Source organism: Rudaea sp., assembly GCF_047601565.1.
Lineage (GTDB): Bacteria > Pseudomonadota > Gammaproteobacteria > Xanthomonadales > Rhodanobacteraceae > Rudaea.
On record NZ_JASGIY010000001.1, the window covers coordinates 2,475,090 to 2,493,328 of the forward strand.

Here is an 18,239-nt window from a genome sequence, read left to right on the forward strand (position 1 = left end):
GAAGAAAACTCAATGCGCGCTGCGGCGCTCAGGTGGCGGAAAGCAGGGCGAGCGCGTGACGCGCGGCGATCCATTCCTCGTTGGTCGGCTCGACCGCGACGCGTATTCTGCTTGCGGGCGTCGAGATCCGCGCCGCGTGGGCCGCGTTGGCGCCGTCGTCGATCTCGACGCCGAGCCAGTGCAGCGCGCGGCAGACGCGCTCGCGGATGACCGCGTTGTGCTCGCCGATGCCGGCGGTGAACGCGAGCAAGTCGAGGCCGCCGAGCGCGGCGGCGAGCGCGCCGATTTCGCGCACGATGCGGCGCACGTAGAGCGACAGCGCGAGCCACACGCGCTCGTCGCCCGCTTCTTTCTGCAGCAGTTCGCGCGGGTCGGCCGACAGGCCCGACACGCCGAGCAGGCCCGAGCGGTGATAGAGCAGTTGGCCGACGTCGTGCAGGCTGAGCTTCTCGATTTCCATCAGGTACAGCACCGCGCCGGGATCGAGCGCGCCGCAGCGCGTGCCCATCATCAGGCCGTCGAGCGCGGAGAAGCCCATCGTCGTGGCGACGCTGCGCAAGTCGTCCATCGCGCACAGGCTGGCGCCGCTGCCGAGATGGGCGCAGATCGTGCGCCCGCGCGCGGCGTTTTCCCAGCGTTCGGCGAGCGCGATCGACAGGTACTCGTACGACAGGCCGTGGAAACCGTAGCGGCGCAGGCCGCGCTGCCAGGCGTCGAACGGCAGCGGCAGAAGTTTCTCCACGTCGGGCATGGTGTGGTGGAACGCGGTGTCGAAGCAGGCGATCTGCGCAAGGTCGGGATGCGAGCGCAGCAGTGCGCCGATCGGTTCGAGCGCGAACGGCTGGTGCAGCGGCGCGAGCGGAATGTAGCCGGTGAGGTCGGCGAGCACCTGCGCATCGACGCGCACCGGCGCGGAATACTTGGCGCCGCCGTGGACGACGCGGTGCGCGACCGCCTTCAGGCGCGCGCCACCGAGTCGTATCCGCACGCGTTCGCGAATATGGTCGAGCGCGGCGTGGTAGGGCTGCGCCTCGTCCAGCGCAATCGCTGCGTCGGCCGCGCCCGTTTCGGCGAACGTCGCGTTCGCGCCGCCGATGCCCTCGATCTTGCCGCTCCACGCCGCGACGCGCGGCAGCGGCGTCGTGCCGGCGTCGAACAGGGCGAACTTGATGCTCGACGAGCCGCAGTTGAGGACGAGGATGAAATCACTCATGTCTTGCCAATCCGGCGGCGGTGCGCGACGAGCGCGGCAATTGCGCACGAGGCGATACGCGTCTCGCGCGAATCGGCGCGGCTGGTCAGGATCACCGGCACGCGCGCGCCCATGACGATGCCGGCGCTCGACGCGCCGCCAAGGTATTCGAGCTGCTTGGCGAGCATGTTGCCGCTTTCGAGGTCGGGCACGACGAGCACGTCGGCGCGGCCTGCGACGGGCGATTGGATGCCCTTGATGCGCGCAGCGGCGGCCGAGATCGCGTTGTCGAACGCGAGCGGGCCGTCGAGCGTGGCGCCGGCGATCTGGCCGCGGTCGGCCATCTTGCACAGCGCCGCCGCGTCGAGCGTCGCCGGCATGCGCGGGTTGACGGTTTCCACCGCGGCCAGGATGGCGATGCGCGGCACGGCCACGCCGATCGTCTGCGCGAGGTCGATCGCATTGCGCACGATGTCGGCCTTCTCGTCGAGCGTCGGGGCGATGTTGATCGCCGCATCGGTGATGATGAACGGGCGCGGGTAGGCCGGCGTATGCATCAGATAACAGTGCGAGACGCGCCGCGCGGTGCGCAGCGGCGAGTCGTGGGCGACGACCGCGGACATGATCTCGTCGGTGTGCAAGCCGCCCTTCATCAGCACCTCGACGCGGCCGTCGCCGGCGAGTTCGACCGCGCGCGCAGCGGCGGCGTGGCTGTGCGGCACGTCCTCGATCGCGATGCCGGCGAGGTCGAGTTCCGCTTTCTGGGCGATGGCGTCGATCTTGGCGCGCGGCGCGACGATCAGCGGTTCGATCAGGCCCGCGCGTGCCGCGTCGAGCGCTGCGCCGAGGCTGGCCTCGTCGCAGGGATGCACGACCGCGACGCGGATCGCGCCGAGCGGGCGTACGGCGTCGAGCAGGGTCTTGCCCGCGGCGTCGATCAGGCGCACTTCGGGCAGCGTCGCGCGCGGGCGCTCGATGCGCGCGGTCGGCGCGCTCACCTGCGCTTCGCCCGCGATCACGGTCTTGCCGTCCTGGTTGACGCAGGTGCAGGCGAGCGTGAGGCGTTTCTTCGCCGCGTCGCGTGCGGTCACCTTGACGCGCACCTCGAGCGTGTCGCCGACGTGCACGGGTGCGAGGAATTCCAGCGTCTGGCCGAGATAGATCGTGCCCGGCCCCGGCAACTGCGTGCCGAGCACGGCGGAAATCAGCGCCGCGCCCCACATGCCGTGCGCGATCACGCCGTGGAAGCGCGTCGAGGCGGCGAAGGCCGGATCGAGGTGCTGCGGATTGAGGTCGCCCGACAGCGCCGCGAACAACTGGATGTCGGCCGCGGTCAGCGTGCGTTCGAGCCCGGCCTCGTCGCCGAACGCGATCTCGTCGAAGGTGCGGTTGCGGATCGTGCGCCGGTCGTCGGCGGCCGGCGAAAGGGGAGTGGTGTCGTTCATGGAGTTCGTATCATAGGGTTTTCCGCACGATTCCCGCATGCTCCCGCTCGTGCGGAAGGCTCGAACAGCGGGGAGCGAACACGAGTTCTTGACCGGGGTCAAAGCCATGCGGCGCAGTCGGGGCCATGATGAATGCCATGACCGACATGGCATCGGAGAGGATCATGCGCGACATCCTGGTCTACGCGAGCAATCACCGCACGTTCACGCCGAGCATGCGCTACGCGGCGTCGCTGGCGGCGCGCTTCGGCGCGAGGCTGAACGCCGTTTACGTGCAAGAGCCGGTCACGATCGTGCCGTCGTATGCGGCGATGCAACTCGTTGCCGAGATCCGCCGATTCACCAACGAACAGATCGCAGAGGCGCTTGGGCAACGGGAGAAATTCTGCGCCTGGGCTTGCGGCCTCGGCGTCGCCTCGAACGACTGGCTCGTCATCGAGGGCGGGATGCGGGAGGCGATGGCGCAGACGGGCAATTGGCACGATCTGCTCGTGCTCGGTTTGCGCGGGGAAACCGGGTGGAGCGGGGTTGCCGAGGTTGGCCAGGTGTTGTTGACCTGCGGCGTGCCTTGCATCGTCGTCCCGGAAGACCGCATGCCGGCGGCCGCGTTCCAGTCGATCGCGGTCGCATGGAACGGCAGGGCGGAATCGGTGCGCGCGATGCATTCGGCGCTGCCGCTGCTGCGCCGCGCGGAGAACGTCACCCTGATTCACGGAGAATTCGTCGATCCGTTGGCTGCGGTTACGCGCGTTCCGACGCCAGACGTCGAAGCCTATCTGGTGCAGCATGGCGTGAAGGTGCGCAAGCGCCTGCTCGATACCGGCGACGACGAGGCCGGCGCGGCGTTGCTCGCGGTCGCCGGCGAAGCGCGGGCCGACCTGCTGGTCATGGGCGCCTACGGCAGGGCGCGCTTCAGCGAATGGCTCTTCGGCGGCGCCACGCGGCACGCGCTCGAGCATGCGGCGATTCCCGTATTCATGCGGCATTGAGCGAAGGTTGCCGATCGACGTCGGGCGTATCGACGCCCGCCTCTTGAATCGATGCGCGCCTGGCGGGCGCGGGCCTCATTTCTCGATGCGATAGTTGATCCCCGCGCGGCTCGACAGCGTGCCGTTCTGCATCTCGAAATTGAACAGGCGCGTGAGCTTGTAGCGCAGCGTGACGACCTGGCCCGGCGTGAACAGGCCGACGCCGTAGCTCATGTATAAACGTGGAGAAAGATACTTGCCGACGGTGAGCGCCGCACCGCCGACCGAGGAATTGTCGGCGACGCCGACGTCGTCGAGCCCCATCTTCGCGCCGACGCTTTTCGCGAGCAGGTCGCCGCCCGCGGTGCCGAGCGCGGAGGCGGCACTGCCGACCGCGTTGCCTTCGCCGCCTTTCAATTGCGACAGCGGTTTGCCGGCGACGAGATAGGAGAGCGCGTCGGATTGTTCCATCGCCGGCGTCGAGAACACGGTTAGCGTCGGCGCGATCGCGGTGCCGCGCACCTGCAGACCGACGGTGATCTGTTGGTCGGGGAAGGCGCGCGTGGCGCGGATGTCGAGGCCCGGATTCTCCACCGGCGTGCCGGCGAACAGCAGTCGGCCGGCGCCCGGCTCGATGGTCAGATCCTGCCCGTAGGCCTTGAACGTGCCGTTGACTTCGATCTGGCCGCGGCCGATCGGCGTCTTGCCGGGCTGCTGCGCGACGGTAAGCTGGCCGCCGAGATTGGCGTCGAGGCCGAAGCCGATCAGGTGTACCTCGGTGCCCTGGCGCAGGTCCATCGAGAGTTTCTCGCCCGCGCCGAGCTTGACCGTGACTTCGACCTCGACCGGCAGCGCCGCCGCGGCAGGCGGCGCCTCCTCGTCGGTGACGACGATATCGGGCGAAGGCGCGACCGCCGCGCCGCCGCCGGGCAGTTTCGAGATGTCGACGAACATCTGCGGAATCTGCACCGTGCCGCCGATGCGCAGGCGCTTGTCGTCGCGGTCGATTTTCAGATCGGGCGAAATATGCACCTTCGCACCCGGAATGTTCGCGGCGAGGAAGTTGTCGCCCTGGATCGTCAGCGCCAGCGGCGCGTTCGCGGCGGCGCCGGCCTTGCCCTTGATCGCAAGCTTGCCTTCGTCGGAGGCGATGCTGCCGTCGATGTCGAAATTGGCGCCGTCGCGCGAGGCGACGCTGATGTTGCCGTCGCGCAGCTTGATGCCGGCCGCGGGCACTTCGGTGCCGAAGTCGACGAGGGCCAGGTGGCCGTCGATGCCGGGTTGCCTGGTGTTCCCCGACAATGCGAACTTCGCTTCGACCTTGCCCTTGGTGCCGGAAAGCTGCGTCGTCAGGAAATCGACGAACGAGAGATTGTTGATGTTGAGCGCGAGATTGCCCGACAGCGGCATCGCGCCTGCGGCATCCGCCGCGCCGGTGACGATATGGCCGTCGATGCGGCCGCCGTCGTTCAGGTCGCCGGCGATGTCGATCGTGTTCTGCGCGGGCGCAAGCGCGGCATCGATGCGCAAGCCCTTGTAGCTCAGCAGCGCCTTCGAAGCGGAGTCGGGATAGACGATCGTGCCCTGGTCGGAGGTGATCGTCGCGTTGCCGCTCAGTGCGCCATTCGGCGCGGCGAGGATCGCGCCGTTGCCGTTGAGTTCGCCGTCGAGCTTGACGGTCGAGTCGGGGCTGCCGAGCTTGGCCAGCATCGCGAGCGGCAGATGCTCGAGCGAGAACTTCGCGTCGGTGCCGGTTTTCGCGTCCTGCCGCGCCTGTGCGCAGATGCCGGACACGCCGGCGCTCAGGCATAGCTGGTCGAGATTGAACACGCCGCCGGCATAGGACAACGCGGTCGGCTGAGCGAGTTTCCACTCGGGCAGGCCTTGCTGGTCCAGGGTCAGTTCTTTCAGCGTGCCGCGCCAGTCGCTCGCGTTCTTGTTCTGGGTCAGCGCGCCGTCGAGGGCGAGGGCGAGCGACAGCGGCTTGCCGTGGACGTCGAGCGCGAGTTGGTGCGCGGCCTGGTTGCCGTGCGCGTCGAGCTTGACCGTGTCGAAGGTATAGCCGGCGGCCGACAGGGTTTTCGCGTCGAGCGTGAGTTTGCCGCTCGGCGCGGAAAGGTCCTTCGCGTCGAAGTCGAGCGTGAAGCCCTGCAGGTGCGTGTCGCCGCTGACGATGTTGGCGCCGGTGACCTTGCCGTTCGCGTTGAGTTTGGGATAGGCGCCGTCGACCGCGATATTGCCGCGGATGCTGCCGCCGGCCTTCGGCACCCAGTCGCCGAGGCTGGCGATGCCGAGGTCGATCTTGAGGTCGGTCGGCGCGTCCTTGCTCGCGCCGCCCTTGCCGACGAGTGCGACCGTGCTCGGTCCCGACGACACGTCGAGCTTGCCGTCGACGTTGAGCGGCGGCGCGAAGGCGAGATCGCCGCTGCCGCCGAGTGGGCGTTGGCGCAGCGTGCCGCTCAGGCTTTCGAGCTTGAGTTTGCCAAGCGGGCCGTCTTTTTCCACATTTCCACTGGTGGACAATTGGAAATCGACCGAACCCGGCCAGTCCTTGGCGAAAGCGCCCGGATCGAGCCGGGTCGCCTTCGCCACGAGGTTCCAGCCGAGCTTGGGCTTGAGCACCACGTCGCCGGTCGCATCGAGGCCGCCCTTGGGCTGCTTCAGTTCGAGTTGGGCGAGCGAAATCTTTTCCGGCGTGCCGTCGAGCTGGAAGGCGAGGTCGGCGACCTGCTTCGGCGGCCCGATCGACAGCTCGCCGTGCGCATTGAACTTGTCGGCGTTGCCGCCCGCGGCGATGCTGCCGTGCGTGGCGAGTTCCTGCCCGGCGAGGTCGGCCGGCAGCACCACGTCGGCCCAGTCGAGTTTGACCTCGCCGCCGACCGGTTTCGCATCGAGATGGACGACTGCCTGCGCGGTGAGCGATCCCCGCGCTTCGGGCGAGCGCAGGCGCAGCGGGTCGAGCGTGAGCGTCTTGCCGTCGCTCGCGAACTTGAGCGGATCGAGCAGCACGCGATGGTCGTTGAGGTCGACGCTGCCGGTCAGCGTGCCGGCGTTCTTGTCGCCTGCGCCCGACAGTTTCAGCGCCAGCGTCTTGAGCGTGTCGTTTTGCGTGAGTTTCTTCGGGTCGAAGGCCGGCACGTCGAGGTCGAGCGTCCACGGCAGGTTCGATTCGTTCGGCGTCAGCGAACCCTTGGCATTGGCGACGAGCGGTTGGCTCGCCGCGAGCGCGAAATGCGCCTGCTTGCCGTCGTTGTCGAGGTCGATCATGGCGATGGCGCGCATCGGCGCCGACGATGCGCCTTGCTTGTTCGGGTCACTTGGAATCTTCCAGTCGACATCGAGCTTGCCCTTGCCGACGACGTCCTTGTACTGCGTGATCGCGCCGGCGAGATCGATTTTGCCGTCCGGCGCGCGCAGCGCGAGCTGCTTGACCGTCAGCGCGGAGGCGGTCCACGTCGCCGCGGCGTCGAGGCTGTCGCTGGCGAACACGGGCTTGCCGTCCTGCGCGATCTTGGCCGCGCCGACGTGCAGGCGGTCGAGCAGGATGTCGAGCGGCGGCGTGAGCAGCGACTGGATCGACGGTGTCGCGACCGGCGGTGGCGGCGTCGTCGGCGGCACCGTGGTCAGCGCCACCTCGACGCCGTCGATGTCGAGATTGCGCACATGCGCGGTCTTGCGCAGCAGGCCCCAGAATTCGTAGTCGAGCTTCAAGGTTTTGACTTTGACGTCGAGGCCGGAGGCCGGGTCCTTGTAGGTCACGTCGTGCAGTTCGAGCGGGCTCGTCAGCGTGCCCTTCGCCTGCGCGAGCGCGAGCTTGCCGGCCAGCGAGGACTTCGCGCGTTCGACCGCGAAGCGCGCGCCCGATTCGGTCGCGAGCAGCCACCAGGCGATCGCGACGATGAGCGCGACGAGAATCGCAAGCGCGATGCCGATGCGTTTGAGCCATTTTTTCATTGGTGCGCCTCATGTTTCCCTTCTCCCATCGGGAGAAGGTGGCGCGGCAGCGCCGGATGAGGGAAAGGCATTTCAATTTTTCCGCGCGCGAGTTCAGTGCGAGGCTCTTCCCTCATCCGCCCTGCGGGCACCTTCTCCCGGGGGGAGAGGGGAGGAATTTCAATGCGCGAGTGCGCAGCGTGACTCATAAATCCGGTCCGATGATCAAATGCAACTGCACGCCGTGTCGGTTTTCCGGATCGTTGACCGGCACGCCGAGGTAGGCGCGCACCATGCCGACCGGCGATTTCCAGAGCACGCCGAGGCCGGTGCCGAGGTGGGTCTTGTAGTTGCCGAAACCGCTGAACGCATCGCCTGCGTCGACGAAGGTGGACACGCCGATCGTCGGCGTGACGAAGTACTGGTATTCGATGCTGCCGACGGCGAGGTCGGTGCCACCGATGATGAGGTTGTTGCAATCCGTGCCCGAGCGGCCGCTCGCGCAGCGGGCGAGCGCGATCGGCAGCAGGTCCGCCGGCAGCGGCGGGCCGATGGTCTGGTAGGCGTAGCCGCGGATCGAGCGGTCGCCGCCGGCGAAGAAGCGCAGTTCGGGCGGCAGCTTGTCGAAGTCGCCGACTTCCATCGCGCCGAGCGAGCCGCGCACGACGAGGCGCTGCCAATCGCCGAACGCGCGAATCCACGTCGCGTCGGCGCGCGCGGAAGCGAAGCGCGTGGACGGGCCGGGGCTGGCGGTCGCATCGAGGCTCAGGGAGTAGCCGTTGCGCACGAAGGCGCTGTCGTCCATCTTTTTCCGCGTCAGCGAAAACTCCGGATAGACGACGGTGGAACTGCCGTCGATGTTGGCGACGGTGTAGGTGCCGCTCAACGCATTGACCCCGATCGTGCGGTTCCAGCCGTGCCAGTAGCGCGTTTCGTTCGCGGTCAGGCGCAGCGTATCCGACTGCACGGTTTCCGTGTCGATGTCGCGGTAGGCAACGCCGAAGTTGTAGGCGCGGTTGTTGTCGCCGGGCAGAGGGATCGTGTACGTGCCGGCGAGCATCTTCTCGCGCTGCGCGATCTCGGCCTCGATCTTGGCCTTGTGCCCGCGCCCGTTGACCCAGCGCCGCGTGATGCTGCCCTTGACGCCGGGGCCGATGTCCGAATCGACGAAGACGCCGGCGGTGTAGATGTTGCGCGGCGCCGGCGCGAGCGTGACGTCGATCGGGATCTCGTTGCCCTGCGCCTTGTCCTTGTCAGGCTGCACGTCAACGATGGCGAAGTAGTCGGCGTCGACGAGCTTCTGCTGCAGGCGCAGGAGCCGGGTCTGGCTGTAGAAGTCGCCCTTGCGCCAGGGAATGTAGCGGTCGAGCACGCCGTCGTTGAGCTGGCTGCCCTTGAAGATCACGTCGCCGAAGCGGTAGCGCTCGCCGACGTCCCATTTGAGCGCGATCGCCGCGCGGTTCGCGCTGCGCGAGACTTCGACCTTGTGCACGGTTTGCTTCGCGTCGAGATAGCCGACCGAGAACAGCGCCGACTGCACCGCGGCCTTGCTCTTCTCGTAGGCGGTGCTGTCGAACGGCTGCCCCGCTTTCGGCGTGAAGTTGGCGAGCGCGACGGCGACTTCCTTTTCCTCGCGCGCGGGGCTCGGCACCTCGACCGTGTAGTCGCCGACCGCGAGCCGCTCGCCCGGACGCACGTGGATGATCGCGTTCCAGCCTTGCGCGGTTTCCTTGAGTTCGCCGTCGGTCTTCGCGTTGTAGTAGCCGTAGGCTTCGAGTGCTTTGACGATCTGCTCGCCGGCATTCTTGTACAGGCGCTGCGCCTGCGCCGCGCTGACGTCCTGCTTCTCGTACTGCGTGATCTCTGCGGCCGCGGCGACCGCGGCCTTGAGCGGGTCGTCGACGCCGTCGATCTGCGTGGTGATCGTGCCGGCCTGCGCCGTCGCGCTGACGAGCGCGGCGAAGAGGGCGATCAGGTGCTGGAGGGCGCGGCGATTCAAGCGGATCGTTTCCCTACGCTGCAACGTTCGAACGTTTATAACATGGCGCTCGTGGGCGTGAAGTTATCAGGTTGTGAAAGCGCGCGGACGAGGCGCGCGGCCTCAGCCACTCTTCTCGCCCGAGCGCGCCGCGACCATCGCGCCGATCAGCGCCGACAGGTACGGTATGGCCTGCGCGGCGAGGATGAAGATCCACAGCTTGCCTTCGGCGTAGTCGGTCAAATGGCGCGTGCCGGGCGCCTCGGCGGTGCCGTTGATCCAGTGATCGATGAAGCCGGGCAGGCCGAACATGCCGGCGATCGCGAACACGATCGCGACGAACATCAGGAGCTCCTCGCGCACCGCGGTGAACGGATTTGGCCTCGATGACAGGCGCCGGCTCTTGGCCGTGCGCACGAATTCGCCTTTCTTCTTCCACAGGCCGAGAAAGATACCGCGCGCGATCGCGTGCGAGAGGCCCATGCTCGCGATCGAGGCCATGATAGTGTCCTTCCAGCCGCACGGCACGCGCACGCGGTACAGCCAGATGCCGATCACGGCCTTGAACACGAAGAAACCGATGATCGGATAGATGAAGAGATCCAGCGGCAGGGCGAAGTACTGAGGCAGGGCGAGCATGCCCGCGGTCCACCACAGCGCGAGGCCGGTGAACACCATGTGCAGCGCGTCGGCGAACCACGAGAACCAGCCGGTGAGGAAGTGGAAGCGCTGGCCGGCCGTGAGCGGACCCTTGCGCGTCATCCAGTTCCAGCGGCCCTTGAGAATCTGCATCGCGCCGAACGCCCAGCGGTAGCGCTGCGACTTGTAGGCGGTGAAGTCGGCCGGGGTGAGGCCGCGGCCCATGATCTCGTCGACGTAGTTGAGATCGTAGCCGGCGTGCATGAGGCGCAGGCCGAGCTCGGCGTCCTCGCAGATCGTCCACTCCGACCACTTGCCGGTCGATTCGAGCAGGTCGCGGCGCACCATCGTCATCGTGCCGTGCTGGATGATCGCGTTGCGCTCGTTGCGATGATGCATGCCGATGCGGAAGAAACCGTCGTACTCCCAGTTGGTCATGCGCCGGAATGCGTTGTGCTCCCAGTCGCGGTGCGCCTGCGGGCACTGCACGACGGCGACCTTGGGGTCGTTGAAATAGCCGGTCAGCGCCTTGAGCCAGTCGGCGCGCACGGCGTAGTCGGCGTCGACCACGGCGACGACTTCGGCGCGCGGGTCGGTCACCTCGAGGCCGTAGTTCAGCGCGCCGGCCTTGAAGCCCGGCCACGGGTTGAGATGGAAGAAGCGGAACTTCGGCCCGAGCTTGGCGCAGTACTCCTCGACCGGCTTCCACACCTCGTCGCGCTTGGTGTTGTTGTCGATCACGAGCACTTCGAAGTTCTCGTAGTCGAGCGCGGCGAGCGAATCGAGGGTGAGGATCACCATCTCGGGCGGTTCGTTGCACGCGGCGAGATGGATCGACACGAACGGCTGCCTCTCCTCGGGGCCGGGCGAGAGTAGGCCGAAGCCGCGCAGCCAGTATTTGTGCCAGAGCACCTCGGTGAATTCGAAGCCGTTGATCAGCAAGGTCAGGATGATCGCCAGTTGGGCCGGGAACAGCACGATCAGCATCGTCCAGTCGAACGGGCTCAGGTAGAACGCGAGCGGCAGCGTCGCCGACCACACTAGCAGCGAAGCCGAGAGCTGGATCAGCGCGCAGAAGAACAAGACGCCTTGCCAGCGGAAGCGCATGAAATGCCGCGCGAAGAAGAACATCGGCAGCAGCGCGAGCAGCGAGGCGATGATCGCCTTGCGCGGCCAGGTTGGATCTTCGATGATTTTTCCGGTAAACGAAAACTTCGGCTGGCGATCGGCGCCGTATATACCCCAATAGGCACCGACGCGGCCTTCGATACTTTCCTTCCAGGGCTGGTCGAACGCCTCAAAGATGTAGTAGTCGAGCTTGCGCCAGCTTGCCTCTTTGACCCACTGGCGAATGAACTGCGCCTCGTCTTCCACAGACGGGATGGCAACTTGATTGCGATCGCCCGCGGATGGCCAGCCGACTTCGCCAATCAGAATTTTTTTACCCGGAAATTCGCTCTGCATCTGAACATAAGTGCCTAGCAAACCGATCCCAACGGCATCTTTGCGCGGAATTTTTTCCCAGTACGGGTACGGATGTGCGGTGATGAAATCGACATGTTCTGCAAGTTTCGGATACTTGCGCCAGATGTAGGGCGGTTCAGCTGTAGAGACTTGAATGCGCGGCGGCAGTTGTGCACGAACGCGATCGATGTAGGCCACAAGTTCGTCGAAGCCCATATCCTGTCGGTGCAGGGTTTCATTGCCGACACTGACACGATCAATGTTGTCGTTTTGGCGTACGGCTTCGATGAGCGCTGCGATCTCGTCTTCATTGCGCTGCCAGCGCCTATCGAGATATGTGCCCGCCAATACCCTGATGCCGTATTTTTTTGCCAGCGCTGGCACTGCCGGATTGTCGATTGAGGAATAGGTGCGGATGCGATCCGTTCGCGTTGCGAGCAGCTTCAGGTCGGCATCGATTTCCTCAATGGTTGGAAATATGCCGTTGTTCGGCCCCTGAAATCGCTGATACGGGTTGTAGGCGATGCCGGTGATTTTGCCGTCCCATTCCGGTACTTCACTGGGCCGATTGAGTACCGCCCACAGCGCAACGTTCGCCAGCGCGATGAGGATCGCGAGCACGGCGGCGCGCCAGAACGAAAGCGGAGAGGAGGGTCTCGCTACGGAACTCAAACCGGGGCCTTGTTGATCTTGCTGCGCGGCAACGCGCATTCGAGCGTCGCAGGATAGCCGAAGCGCTACCGCGCCTCAATTTCTTCGGCTCTCCTTCTCCCATCGGGAGAAGGTGGTGCGGCAGCGCCGGATGAGGGAAGAGCTTTCCAATTCTCCTTCTCGGTGAAAATTGTTGTGCTCTTCCCTCATCCGCCCTTCGGGCACCTTCTCCCGGAAGGAGAAGGGAAGAAAATCATTTCGGCGCACGCAGCTTGTTGACCGCGATCGGCACGAGCGCGAGCAGCACCAGCCCGATCATCGGCCACAGTACCTGCGGGTCGTGCAGCAGGTCCGTGCCGATCGCCTTGTTCGTGCCGATGTTCTTCGCCAGCGAGGCGCCCAACCAGGTTTCGATGCCGGTCATCGCGAATCCGCCGATCGCGGTCGCGGTGACGAACAGCCACAGCGGGCAGCGCAGCCAGGCCAGCGCGACGGTGACGCCGCCGAACGGGAAGAACGGCACCAGGCGCAGGAAGAACGTGTAGCTGACCGGTTGCGCCAGATAGCCGTCGCGCAGGCGCGAGACGAGGCCGGGCGCCTTGTTGTCGTCGCCGTGATCGCCGAATGCGCGGCGCGAGGCGAGAAACAGGACCAACGCGCCGATCGTCACGCCGACGATGTTGAGCAATGCGCCGGTGACGACGCCGAACAGCATGCCGCCGGCCATGATCAGTACGACCATGCCAGGCAGCCCGGTCGCGATGCCGAGCGTGATCGCGCCGATATGGGCCAGCGCGCTGAGAATCGGACGCTCGCCGATCAGCGCCTGCAAACGCGTCTGTTCGGCGGCGAGGTGCGCCGGCGCGAAGCGGTCGAGCACTCCGGAGAAAAACAAGGCTACGCCGATGCAGATCAGAACGGCGAGAGGCCAGAATGAACGCAGTTGTTTCATCGGTGATGCGAATGCCGGTCGGCGCCAATAGGCCGGCGAGGATAGCGGAGAACGGTTGCCGGCGTAATCTTTCGCTACGGCGAGTCGCGAGGAGAGTCCGATATGCTTGAAAGACTCCAAAGCATCCGTCATTCCCGCGCAAGCGGGAATGACATCAGTGAGTGCGTCGTGCGAACACCGTGATTTCCTCGCGGTCGTGATAGAGCTGCCTGGCGCGGATGTCGCCCTTGGCGCCGAGCGCCTCGCGCAGGATCGAAAGGCACAGCAGCGTCTCGTCGTAGCGCTTCTTCATCGGCAGCTTGAGGTTGAAGATCGCGCGCCGGCAGGCGCCGTCGGCCAGCCATTGCGCGACCAGCGCGGCCACGCGCCGCGGCTGTTCGACCATGTCGCAGACTAGCCAGTCGACCGGCTTCGGCGGCCGCCAGCGAAAGCCGTCGGCGCGCACGTGGGTGACGAGGCCCGACTGCATCAGCGCCGCGTCCATCGGCCCGTTGTCGATCGCGACGACGCGCACGGAACGGCGCACGAGCTGGTACGTCCATCCGCCTGGCGCGGCGCCGAGGTCGACCGCGCTCATGCCGGGCTGGAGCCAGCGCTCGCGTTCGTTCTCGTCGAGCAGGACGAGGAAGGCTTCGTCGAGCTTGAGCGTGGAGCGGCTCGGCGCCTCGCGCGGAAACTTCAGCCGTGGAATGCCCCGCGGCCACGGCGACGCGCGCGACGGTTCCGCTGCACACAAATATACTTTATCGCTTTGTGGAAAAAAGGCGTGGAGCCGCCGGGGCGCGGCGGCGTCGATCAGCCGCATCCGCTTCATTGCGCCGACGAGGGCATTGCCGAAGCTGCGGCAGAACGTCGCGAGCGCCTTGCCGTCGTTGGTGTCGGGCGCTTCGACGAGAACTTCGGCCCAGCGCGCGTCGATCGCGCGCAGCGCATCGAGGATGGGGGCGATGCGATCGCGCGACGGCAGGTCGCGCAGTTGCGCGACGACCGGCAGCGCTTGCCGCGCGAAGATCAGCGCGCGCGGATCGGCGAGGCGGGGCAGGGCATCCTCGCCAGGCGTCGCCGTGACGAATTCGATGAAGGCGTCATCGCGCAGCGCGCGCACGTGACCGGCCACGCCGTGGCTTGCGGCGAGCGCCGCGATTTCCTGCGCGCATTCGCTTTCGAATCCGGCGCGGCAATACAGGATGACGCCGTGAATGGAATGGAGCGGGTTCAAGCGGGTTGATATGCGAGTGCGGTGGGGCGTAAAGTCTAGCCGTTGGGGAAAATCCCGCCTATTCGGCAAGCGCGCATGCCTGCCCCGGTGTCATTTCACCGGGCGCAAGCAACGACATACGGCCGTGCTCGCGCGGCGCGCTTTTTCGACATCAACGCAACAAGGAGAGCGACAGATGATTTCGAATTTCATTCGGCCCGGCTTTCTCGCGGCGGCGATCGCCGCATGTCTGGCAACGACCGCTGCGGCGCAGGCCGGCCCCGTGACGGCGCGCGCCAAGGGCGCGAACAGCGCGGCGAGCGTCGCCGGCAAGACCTACATCGTGATGTTCTCGGAGCCTTCGGTCGCGTTGCGCAATCGCGCGCTGCGCGCGGGCAAGGCCGGCGATGCCGCTCCGCGTGCCGCCATCCCGTTCGCCCGCGACGCCAGTGGCCACGCCTATCTGGATACGCGCAGCGAGGTCGCGCGCAGTTATCGTTCGAGCCTGATCGCCGCGCAGACACAGCACAAGCGCGAGATCGAGAAGACCATCGGCAGAACCGTCGCGTTTTCGCGCACGTACCAGTACGCGATCAACGGCGCGGCGGTGACGCTCAGCGAGCGCGAGGCCGCGAAGCTGCGTTCGTTGCCGGGCGTCGCCGCGGTGGTGCCGAGCCGGACGATCTATCCGAGCGACGACGTCACCTCGCGCTTCATCGGCGCCGACCAGCTCTGGCGCGGCAGCGGCCGGCGCGCGCCCGCGCCCGGATTCACCTATCCGACGCTGGACAGCCTGTTCGGCGATCTGGACGGCGCTTCGGGCGTCAAGGGCGACGGCGTCGTCATCGGCGTCATCGATACGGGTTACAACAGCGAGAGTCCGTCGTTCCAGGCAACCGACGCCAGCGGCTACACGGTGACCAACAAATTGGGCAGCGGCAACTACCTCGGCGACTGCGGCGTGGCGGGCATCAGTTTCGGCGGCTGCAACGACAAGGTCATTGGCGTCTACGACGAATACAGCCGCGGCCAGGGCGAAGATGGCGTCAACGTCGAGGACACGAACGGCCACGGCAGCCATACCGCGAGCACTGCCGGCGGCAATGCGCGCTCGGGCGAGGTCTATGCGCTCGACGCGAACTTGGCCGGCATCGCGCCGCACGCGAACCTTGCCATCTTCAGCATCACCGCGCCGGGCAGCGGCTCGGCCAGCGATGCGTCCGAACTCGGCGCGATCGAGGACGCGATCGACGATCACGTCGTCCAGGTGATCAATTTGTCGTTCGGCGGTTGCTACGAGCCGAACTACTGGGACGACCCGGTCGCACTGGGCTTTCTCGCCGCGCAGGATGCGAACATCTTCGTTGCGCTGTCGGCCGGCAACACGCAGGCGGCGTCGACCTGCCCGCGCCAGGCCGCGCAGACGGCGGGCACGCTCGGCAACGCGCTGCCGTGGGTGACGACGGTCGCGGCGACGACGCCGCCAGCGACCGACGCCGACGTGAAATTCAGCGTGACCGGACCCGGCACGCCGCCGGCGGCGCTGCAGGCCATCAGCCCGGTCGAGGGAACCTACGACACGCCGTTGACGCCGGATTCGCCGCTGCCATCGACGACGCCAATCGTGCTCAGCCCGGAGTTCGACGCGGGCGACGCCGGCAGCGCGGACGCACCCGATCACGGCGCGGACGGCTGCGACGGCTATCCGGCCGGCGCATTCAAGAATTCGATCGCGCTGGCCAGCCGCGGCACCTGTACCTTTGCAGTGAAGGTATCCAATGCGATCGCGGCGGGAGCCGTTGCCGTGGTCATCTCGGACAATCGCGTCGAAGGCGGCTTCAGCCCCACGGTCGGGCCGCCGGTGCTCGGCGTGCCGGTGTTCTCGGTCAGCCAGGCCCAGGGTCTCGCGCTGCAGGCGTTTCTCGACGCGAACGGCGGCAAGGGTACGGCCGGGCTCGGCTATCCGAGTTCGCGATTGCCGATGCAGGGCGACGTCCTTGCGGATTTCAGCCTGCTCGGCCCGGTGCTGACGCCGGTGCCGTTCGATGTGATCAAGCCCGACATCGCCGCGCCGGGCGTCGGCACGCTGGCCGCATACCGGAACGCGACCGTGACAGATGGCCAGATCGTTGCGGACGACGATCCCGACGGCGTCGCCTTCCTGAGCGGCACCTCGATGGCGTCGCCGCACATCGCCGGCGCGGCGGCACTGCTGGTGCAGGCGCATCCCGACTGGAGCGCGGCCGAAATCAAATCCGCGCTCATGATGACGGCGACGACCGCCGTCACCAAGGCCGACGGCGTGACGGCGGCCGATCCCTACGACGTCGGCTCGGGTCGCGTCCAGGTGAACAATGCCGCGGCGGCGGGGCTGGTGCTCGACGAGACGTTGGACAATTTCTACGCGGGCGATCCCACCCAGGGCGGCGATGCGAGCACGTTCAACCTCGCCAGCCTGCAGAACTTCCACTGCGCGGGATCGTGCAGCTTCACCCGCACGTTCCGCAACACGCAGTCGATGGCGGTGGCGTGGACGGCGAGCGTGAGCGGGGACCTGGCCGCCAAGGTCGCGGTTTCCCCGGCGACGTTCACCGTCGCGGCAGGCGCAACCGTCACGTTGACGTTCACCGTGAATGCCAAAGGGCTCGCGTCCGGCGGCACCTACAGCACCGGCACCGTGCGGCTTTGGCCGTCGAGCAGCCTGCCCGGCTACCAGCCACTGCCGGACCTGCACTTGCCGATCGCCGTCGCCGTGCCGGCAGCGTCCGTCACGACCGCGACCAATGTCGTCGACATCGACCTGCGAGGCAAGGCGAGCGCAAGCGCCACGCTCGATTTCGCCAACACCGGCGGCGGAACGATGGCTTTCTCGCCGAAGTCGGACGGAGTCGCGTCGCTGGTCTGGGCCGACCAGAAGGACAACGAAGGCTACTACTACTTCACCAGCACGCACTACCTCGATGCCGGCGAGGGCGACCTCGACCAATTCCTCGCCGACGACTTCGTCGTTTCTGGGAGTGGCGTCGATCTGGCGACGATCGCGGTGCCGGGCGCGGCGGTCAATCCGTTGTCCTCGTTCGGCGCGAGCCTGCCGCTGCACTGGCGCATCTACGCCGACGACAACGGCCTGCCCGGCAGCACGGCCGTATGGAGTTACGATTCGACCGCCGGAGGCGCGGGCGTGAGCGTATCGGGAGACACCATCAGCCTCGATCTGACGGCCGCCGGACAGTCGACGGCGCTCGCCGCGGGACGCTACTGGCTTTCGGTCTATCCGGACCTGCCGTGCAACGACCAGGGCGACGGCTACGGCTGCACCGAGGGCTGGAACTGGGATGCGAGCTGGTACGGCAACGGCACGAACTGGGCGTATATCAGTTCCGCCGAGGGCGATGCGTGGGCCAACGACGGCACGAACTGGTACGGGCCGGGCCTGGCGATGACGATCACCACGCAAGCCGCGTGCGGCGCGGTTCCGTCCTGGTTGACGCTGACGCCGAACGCGGGCACTGGCGTGGTGTCGGGGCCCACGCCGACCACGCTGACGTTCAGCGCCGCCAGTGCAGGTTACGCGCCGGATACCTCGGCGTCGACGTATGTCTGCTTCGGCACCAGCTATCGGGACGAAGCCACTCTGGGGCAGATTCCCGCAAGCAGTTTCGCCATCGAGGTCAATGCGAAAAACTGATCGACCGCAACGGGCGCAGTCGGCCTCGTGGCTGGCTGCGCTCGCGGGGCTTCCGCTCCGAAGTTCTTGATGATATTGCCGATTCCGGCAAGACGAAGTAAAATGGCGCACTCGAAAGCGGCTTGACAGGG

At 66.7% G+C, this 18,239-nt stretch carries 10 protein-coding genes; 2 read left to right on the forward strand and 8 right to left on the reverse strand.

Translation table 11 applies throughout. From position 1 onward, the window contains the following. Positions 1-28: 28 nt before the first annotated feature. Genes QM741_RS10810 through QM741_RS10820 form a run of 3 tightly spaced genes read right to left on the reverse strand, consistent with a single transcriptional unit; the run spans position 29 to position 2,803 of the window. The gene (locus QM741_RS10810; protein ID WP_415207707.1) at positions 29-1,213 is read right to left on the reverse strand and encodes an acetate/propionate family kinase; all 1,185 of its coding nucleotides are present in this window, start codon (positions 1,211-1,213) and stop codon (positions 29-31) included. Continuing rightward, entirely contained in the window at positions 1,210-2,637 is a 1,428-nt protein-coding gene (locus QM741_RS10815; RefSeq protein ID WP_415207708.1) for a bifunctional enoyl-CoA hydratase/phosphate acetyltransferase, read from the reverse strand. Before QM741_RS10815 ends, QM741_RS10810 begins: the two co-directional genes overlap by 4 nt. Before the next feature lie 10 nt (positions 2,638-2,647). Then, positions 2,648-2,803: a hypothetical protein gene (locus QM741_RS10820; protein ID WP_415207709.1), complete on the reverse strand. Its 156-nt coding sequence runs from the start codon at positions 2,801-2,803 to the stop codon at positions 2,648-2,650. Here QM741_RS10820 and QM741_RS10825 point away from each other — a divergent pair. Further along, positions 2,802-3,626, forward strand: a complete 825-nt coding sequence (locus QM741_RS10825) for a universal stress protein (RefSeq protein WP_415207710.1) — start codon at positions 2,802-2,804, stop codon at positions 3,624-3,626. The genes QM741_RS10820 and QM741_RS10825 overlap by 2 nt on opposite strands. 75 nt (positions 3,627-3,701) lie before the next feature. Here QM741_RS10825 and QM741_RS10830 read toward each other — a convergent pair whose 3' ends face one another. The 5 genes from QM741_RS10830 to rlmM all read right to left on the reverse strand — a co-directional run bounded on the left by QM741_RS10830 (position 3,702) and on the right by rlmM (position 14,423). After that, the gene (locus QM741_RS10830) at positions 3,702-7,559 is read right to left on the reverse strand and encodes a translocation/assembly module TamB domain-containing protein (protein WP_415207711.1); all 3,858 of its coding nucleotides are present in this window, start codon (positions 7,557-7,559) and stop codon (positions 3,702-3,704) included. Positions 7,560-7,743: 184 nt separating this feature from the next. Then, entirely contained in the window at positions 7,744-9,537 is a 1,794-nt protein-coding gene (locus tag QM741_RS10835; RefSeq protein ID WP_415207712.1) for an autotransporter assembly complex protein TamA, read from the reverse strand. A 102-nt stretch (positions 9,538-9,639) separates the two neighbouring features. Then, a complete protein-coding gene (locus QM741_RS10840) occupies positions 9,640-12,330 on the reverse strand; it encodes a glycosyltransferase (RefSeq protein WP_415207713.1) in 2,691 nt (896 codons plus the stop codon). Between the two features lie 193 nt (positions 12,331-12,523). Beyond that, positions 12,524-13,165: a TVP38/TMEM64 family protein gene (locus tag QM741_RS10845; RefSeq protein ID WP_415207714.1), complete on the reverse strand. Its 642-nt coding sequence runs from the start codon at positions 13,163-13,165 to the stop codon at positions 12,524-12,526. Between the two features lie 211 nt (positions 13,166-13,376). Continuing rightward, entirely contained in the window at positions 13,377-14,423 is a 1,047-nt protein-coding gene (gene rlmM / locus QM741_RS10850) for a 23S rRNA (cytidine(2498)-2'-O)-methyltransferase RlmM (protein ID WP_415209112.1), read from the reverse strand. 193 nt (positions 14,424-14,616) lie between these two features. On the opposite strand from rlmM, the gene QM741_RS10855 reads away from it, so the two are divergent. Then, positions 14,617-18,108: a S8 family serine peptidase gene (locus QM741_RS10855; protein WP_415207715.1), complete on the forward strand. Its 3,492-nt coding sequence runs from the start codon at positions 14,617-14,619 to the stop codon at positions 18,106-18,108. Positions 18,109-18,239: the final 131 nt, after the last annotated feature.

What these genes read in the sequence shown, in the direction of transcription:
- QM741_RS10810 (WP_415207707.1), bottom strand. Translation starts at nt 1,213, where the DNA reads ATGAGTGATTTCATCCTCGTCCTCAACTGCGGCTCGTCGAGCATCAAG.
- QM741_RS10815 (WP_415207708.1), bottom strand. Translation starts at nt 2,637, where the DNA reads ATGAACGACACCACTCCCCTTTCGCCGGCCGCCGACGACCGGCGCACG.
- QM741_RS10825 (WP_415207710.1), top strand. Translation starts at nt 2,802, where the DNA reads ATGCGCGACATCCTGGTCTACGCGAGCAATCACCGCACGTTCACGCCG.
- QM741_RS10820 (WP_415207709.1), bottom strand. Translation starts at nt 2,803, where the DNA reads ATGATCCTCTCCGATGCCATGTCGGTCATGGCATTCATCATGGCCCCG.
- QM741_RS10830 (WP_415207711.1), bottom strand. Translation starts at nt 7,559, where the DNA reads ATGAAAAAATGGCTCAAACGCATCGGCATCGCGCTTGCGATTCTCGTC.
- QM741_RS10840 (WP_415207713.1), bottom strand. Translation starts at nt 12,330, where the DNA reads ATGCGCGTTGCCGCGCAGCAAGATCAACAAGGCCCCGGTTTGAGTTCC.
- QM741_RS10855 (WP_415207715.1), top strand. Translation starts at nt 14,617, where the DNA reads ATGATTTCGAATTTCATTCGGCCCGGCTTTCTCGCGGCGGCGATCGCC.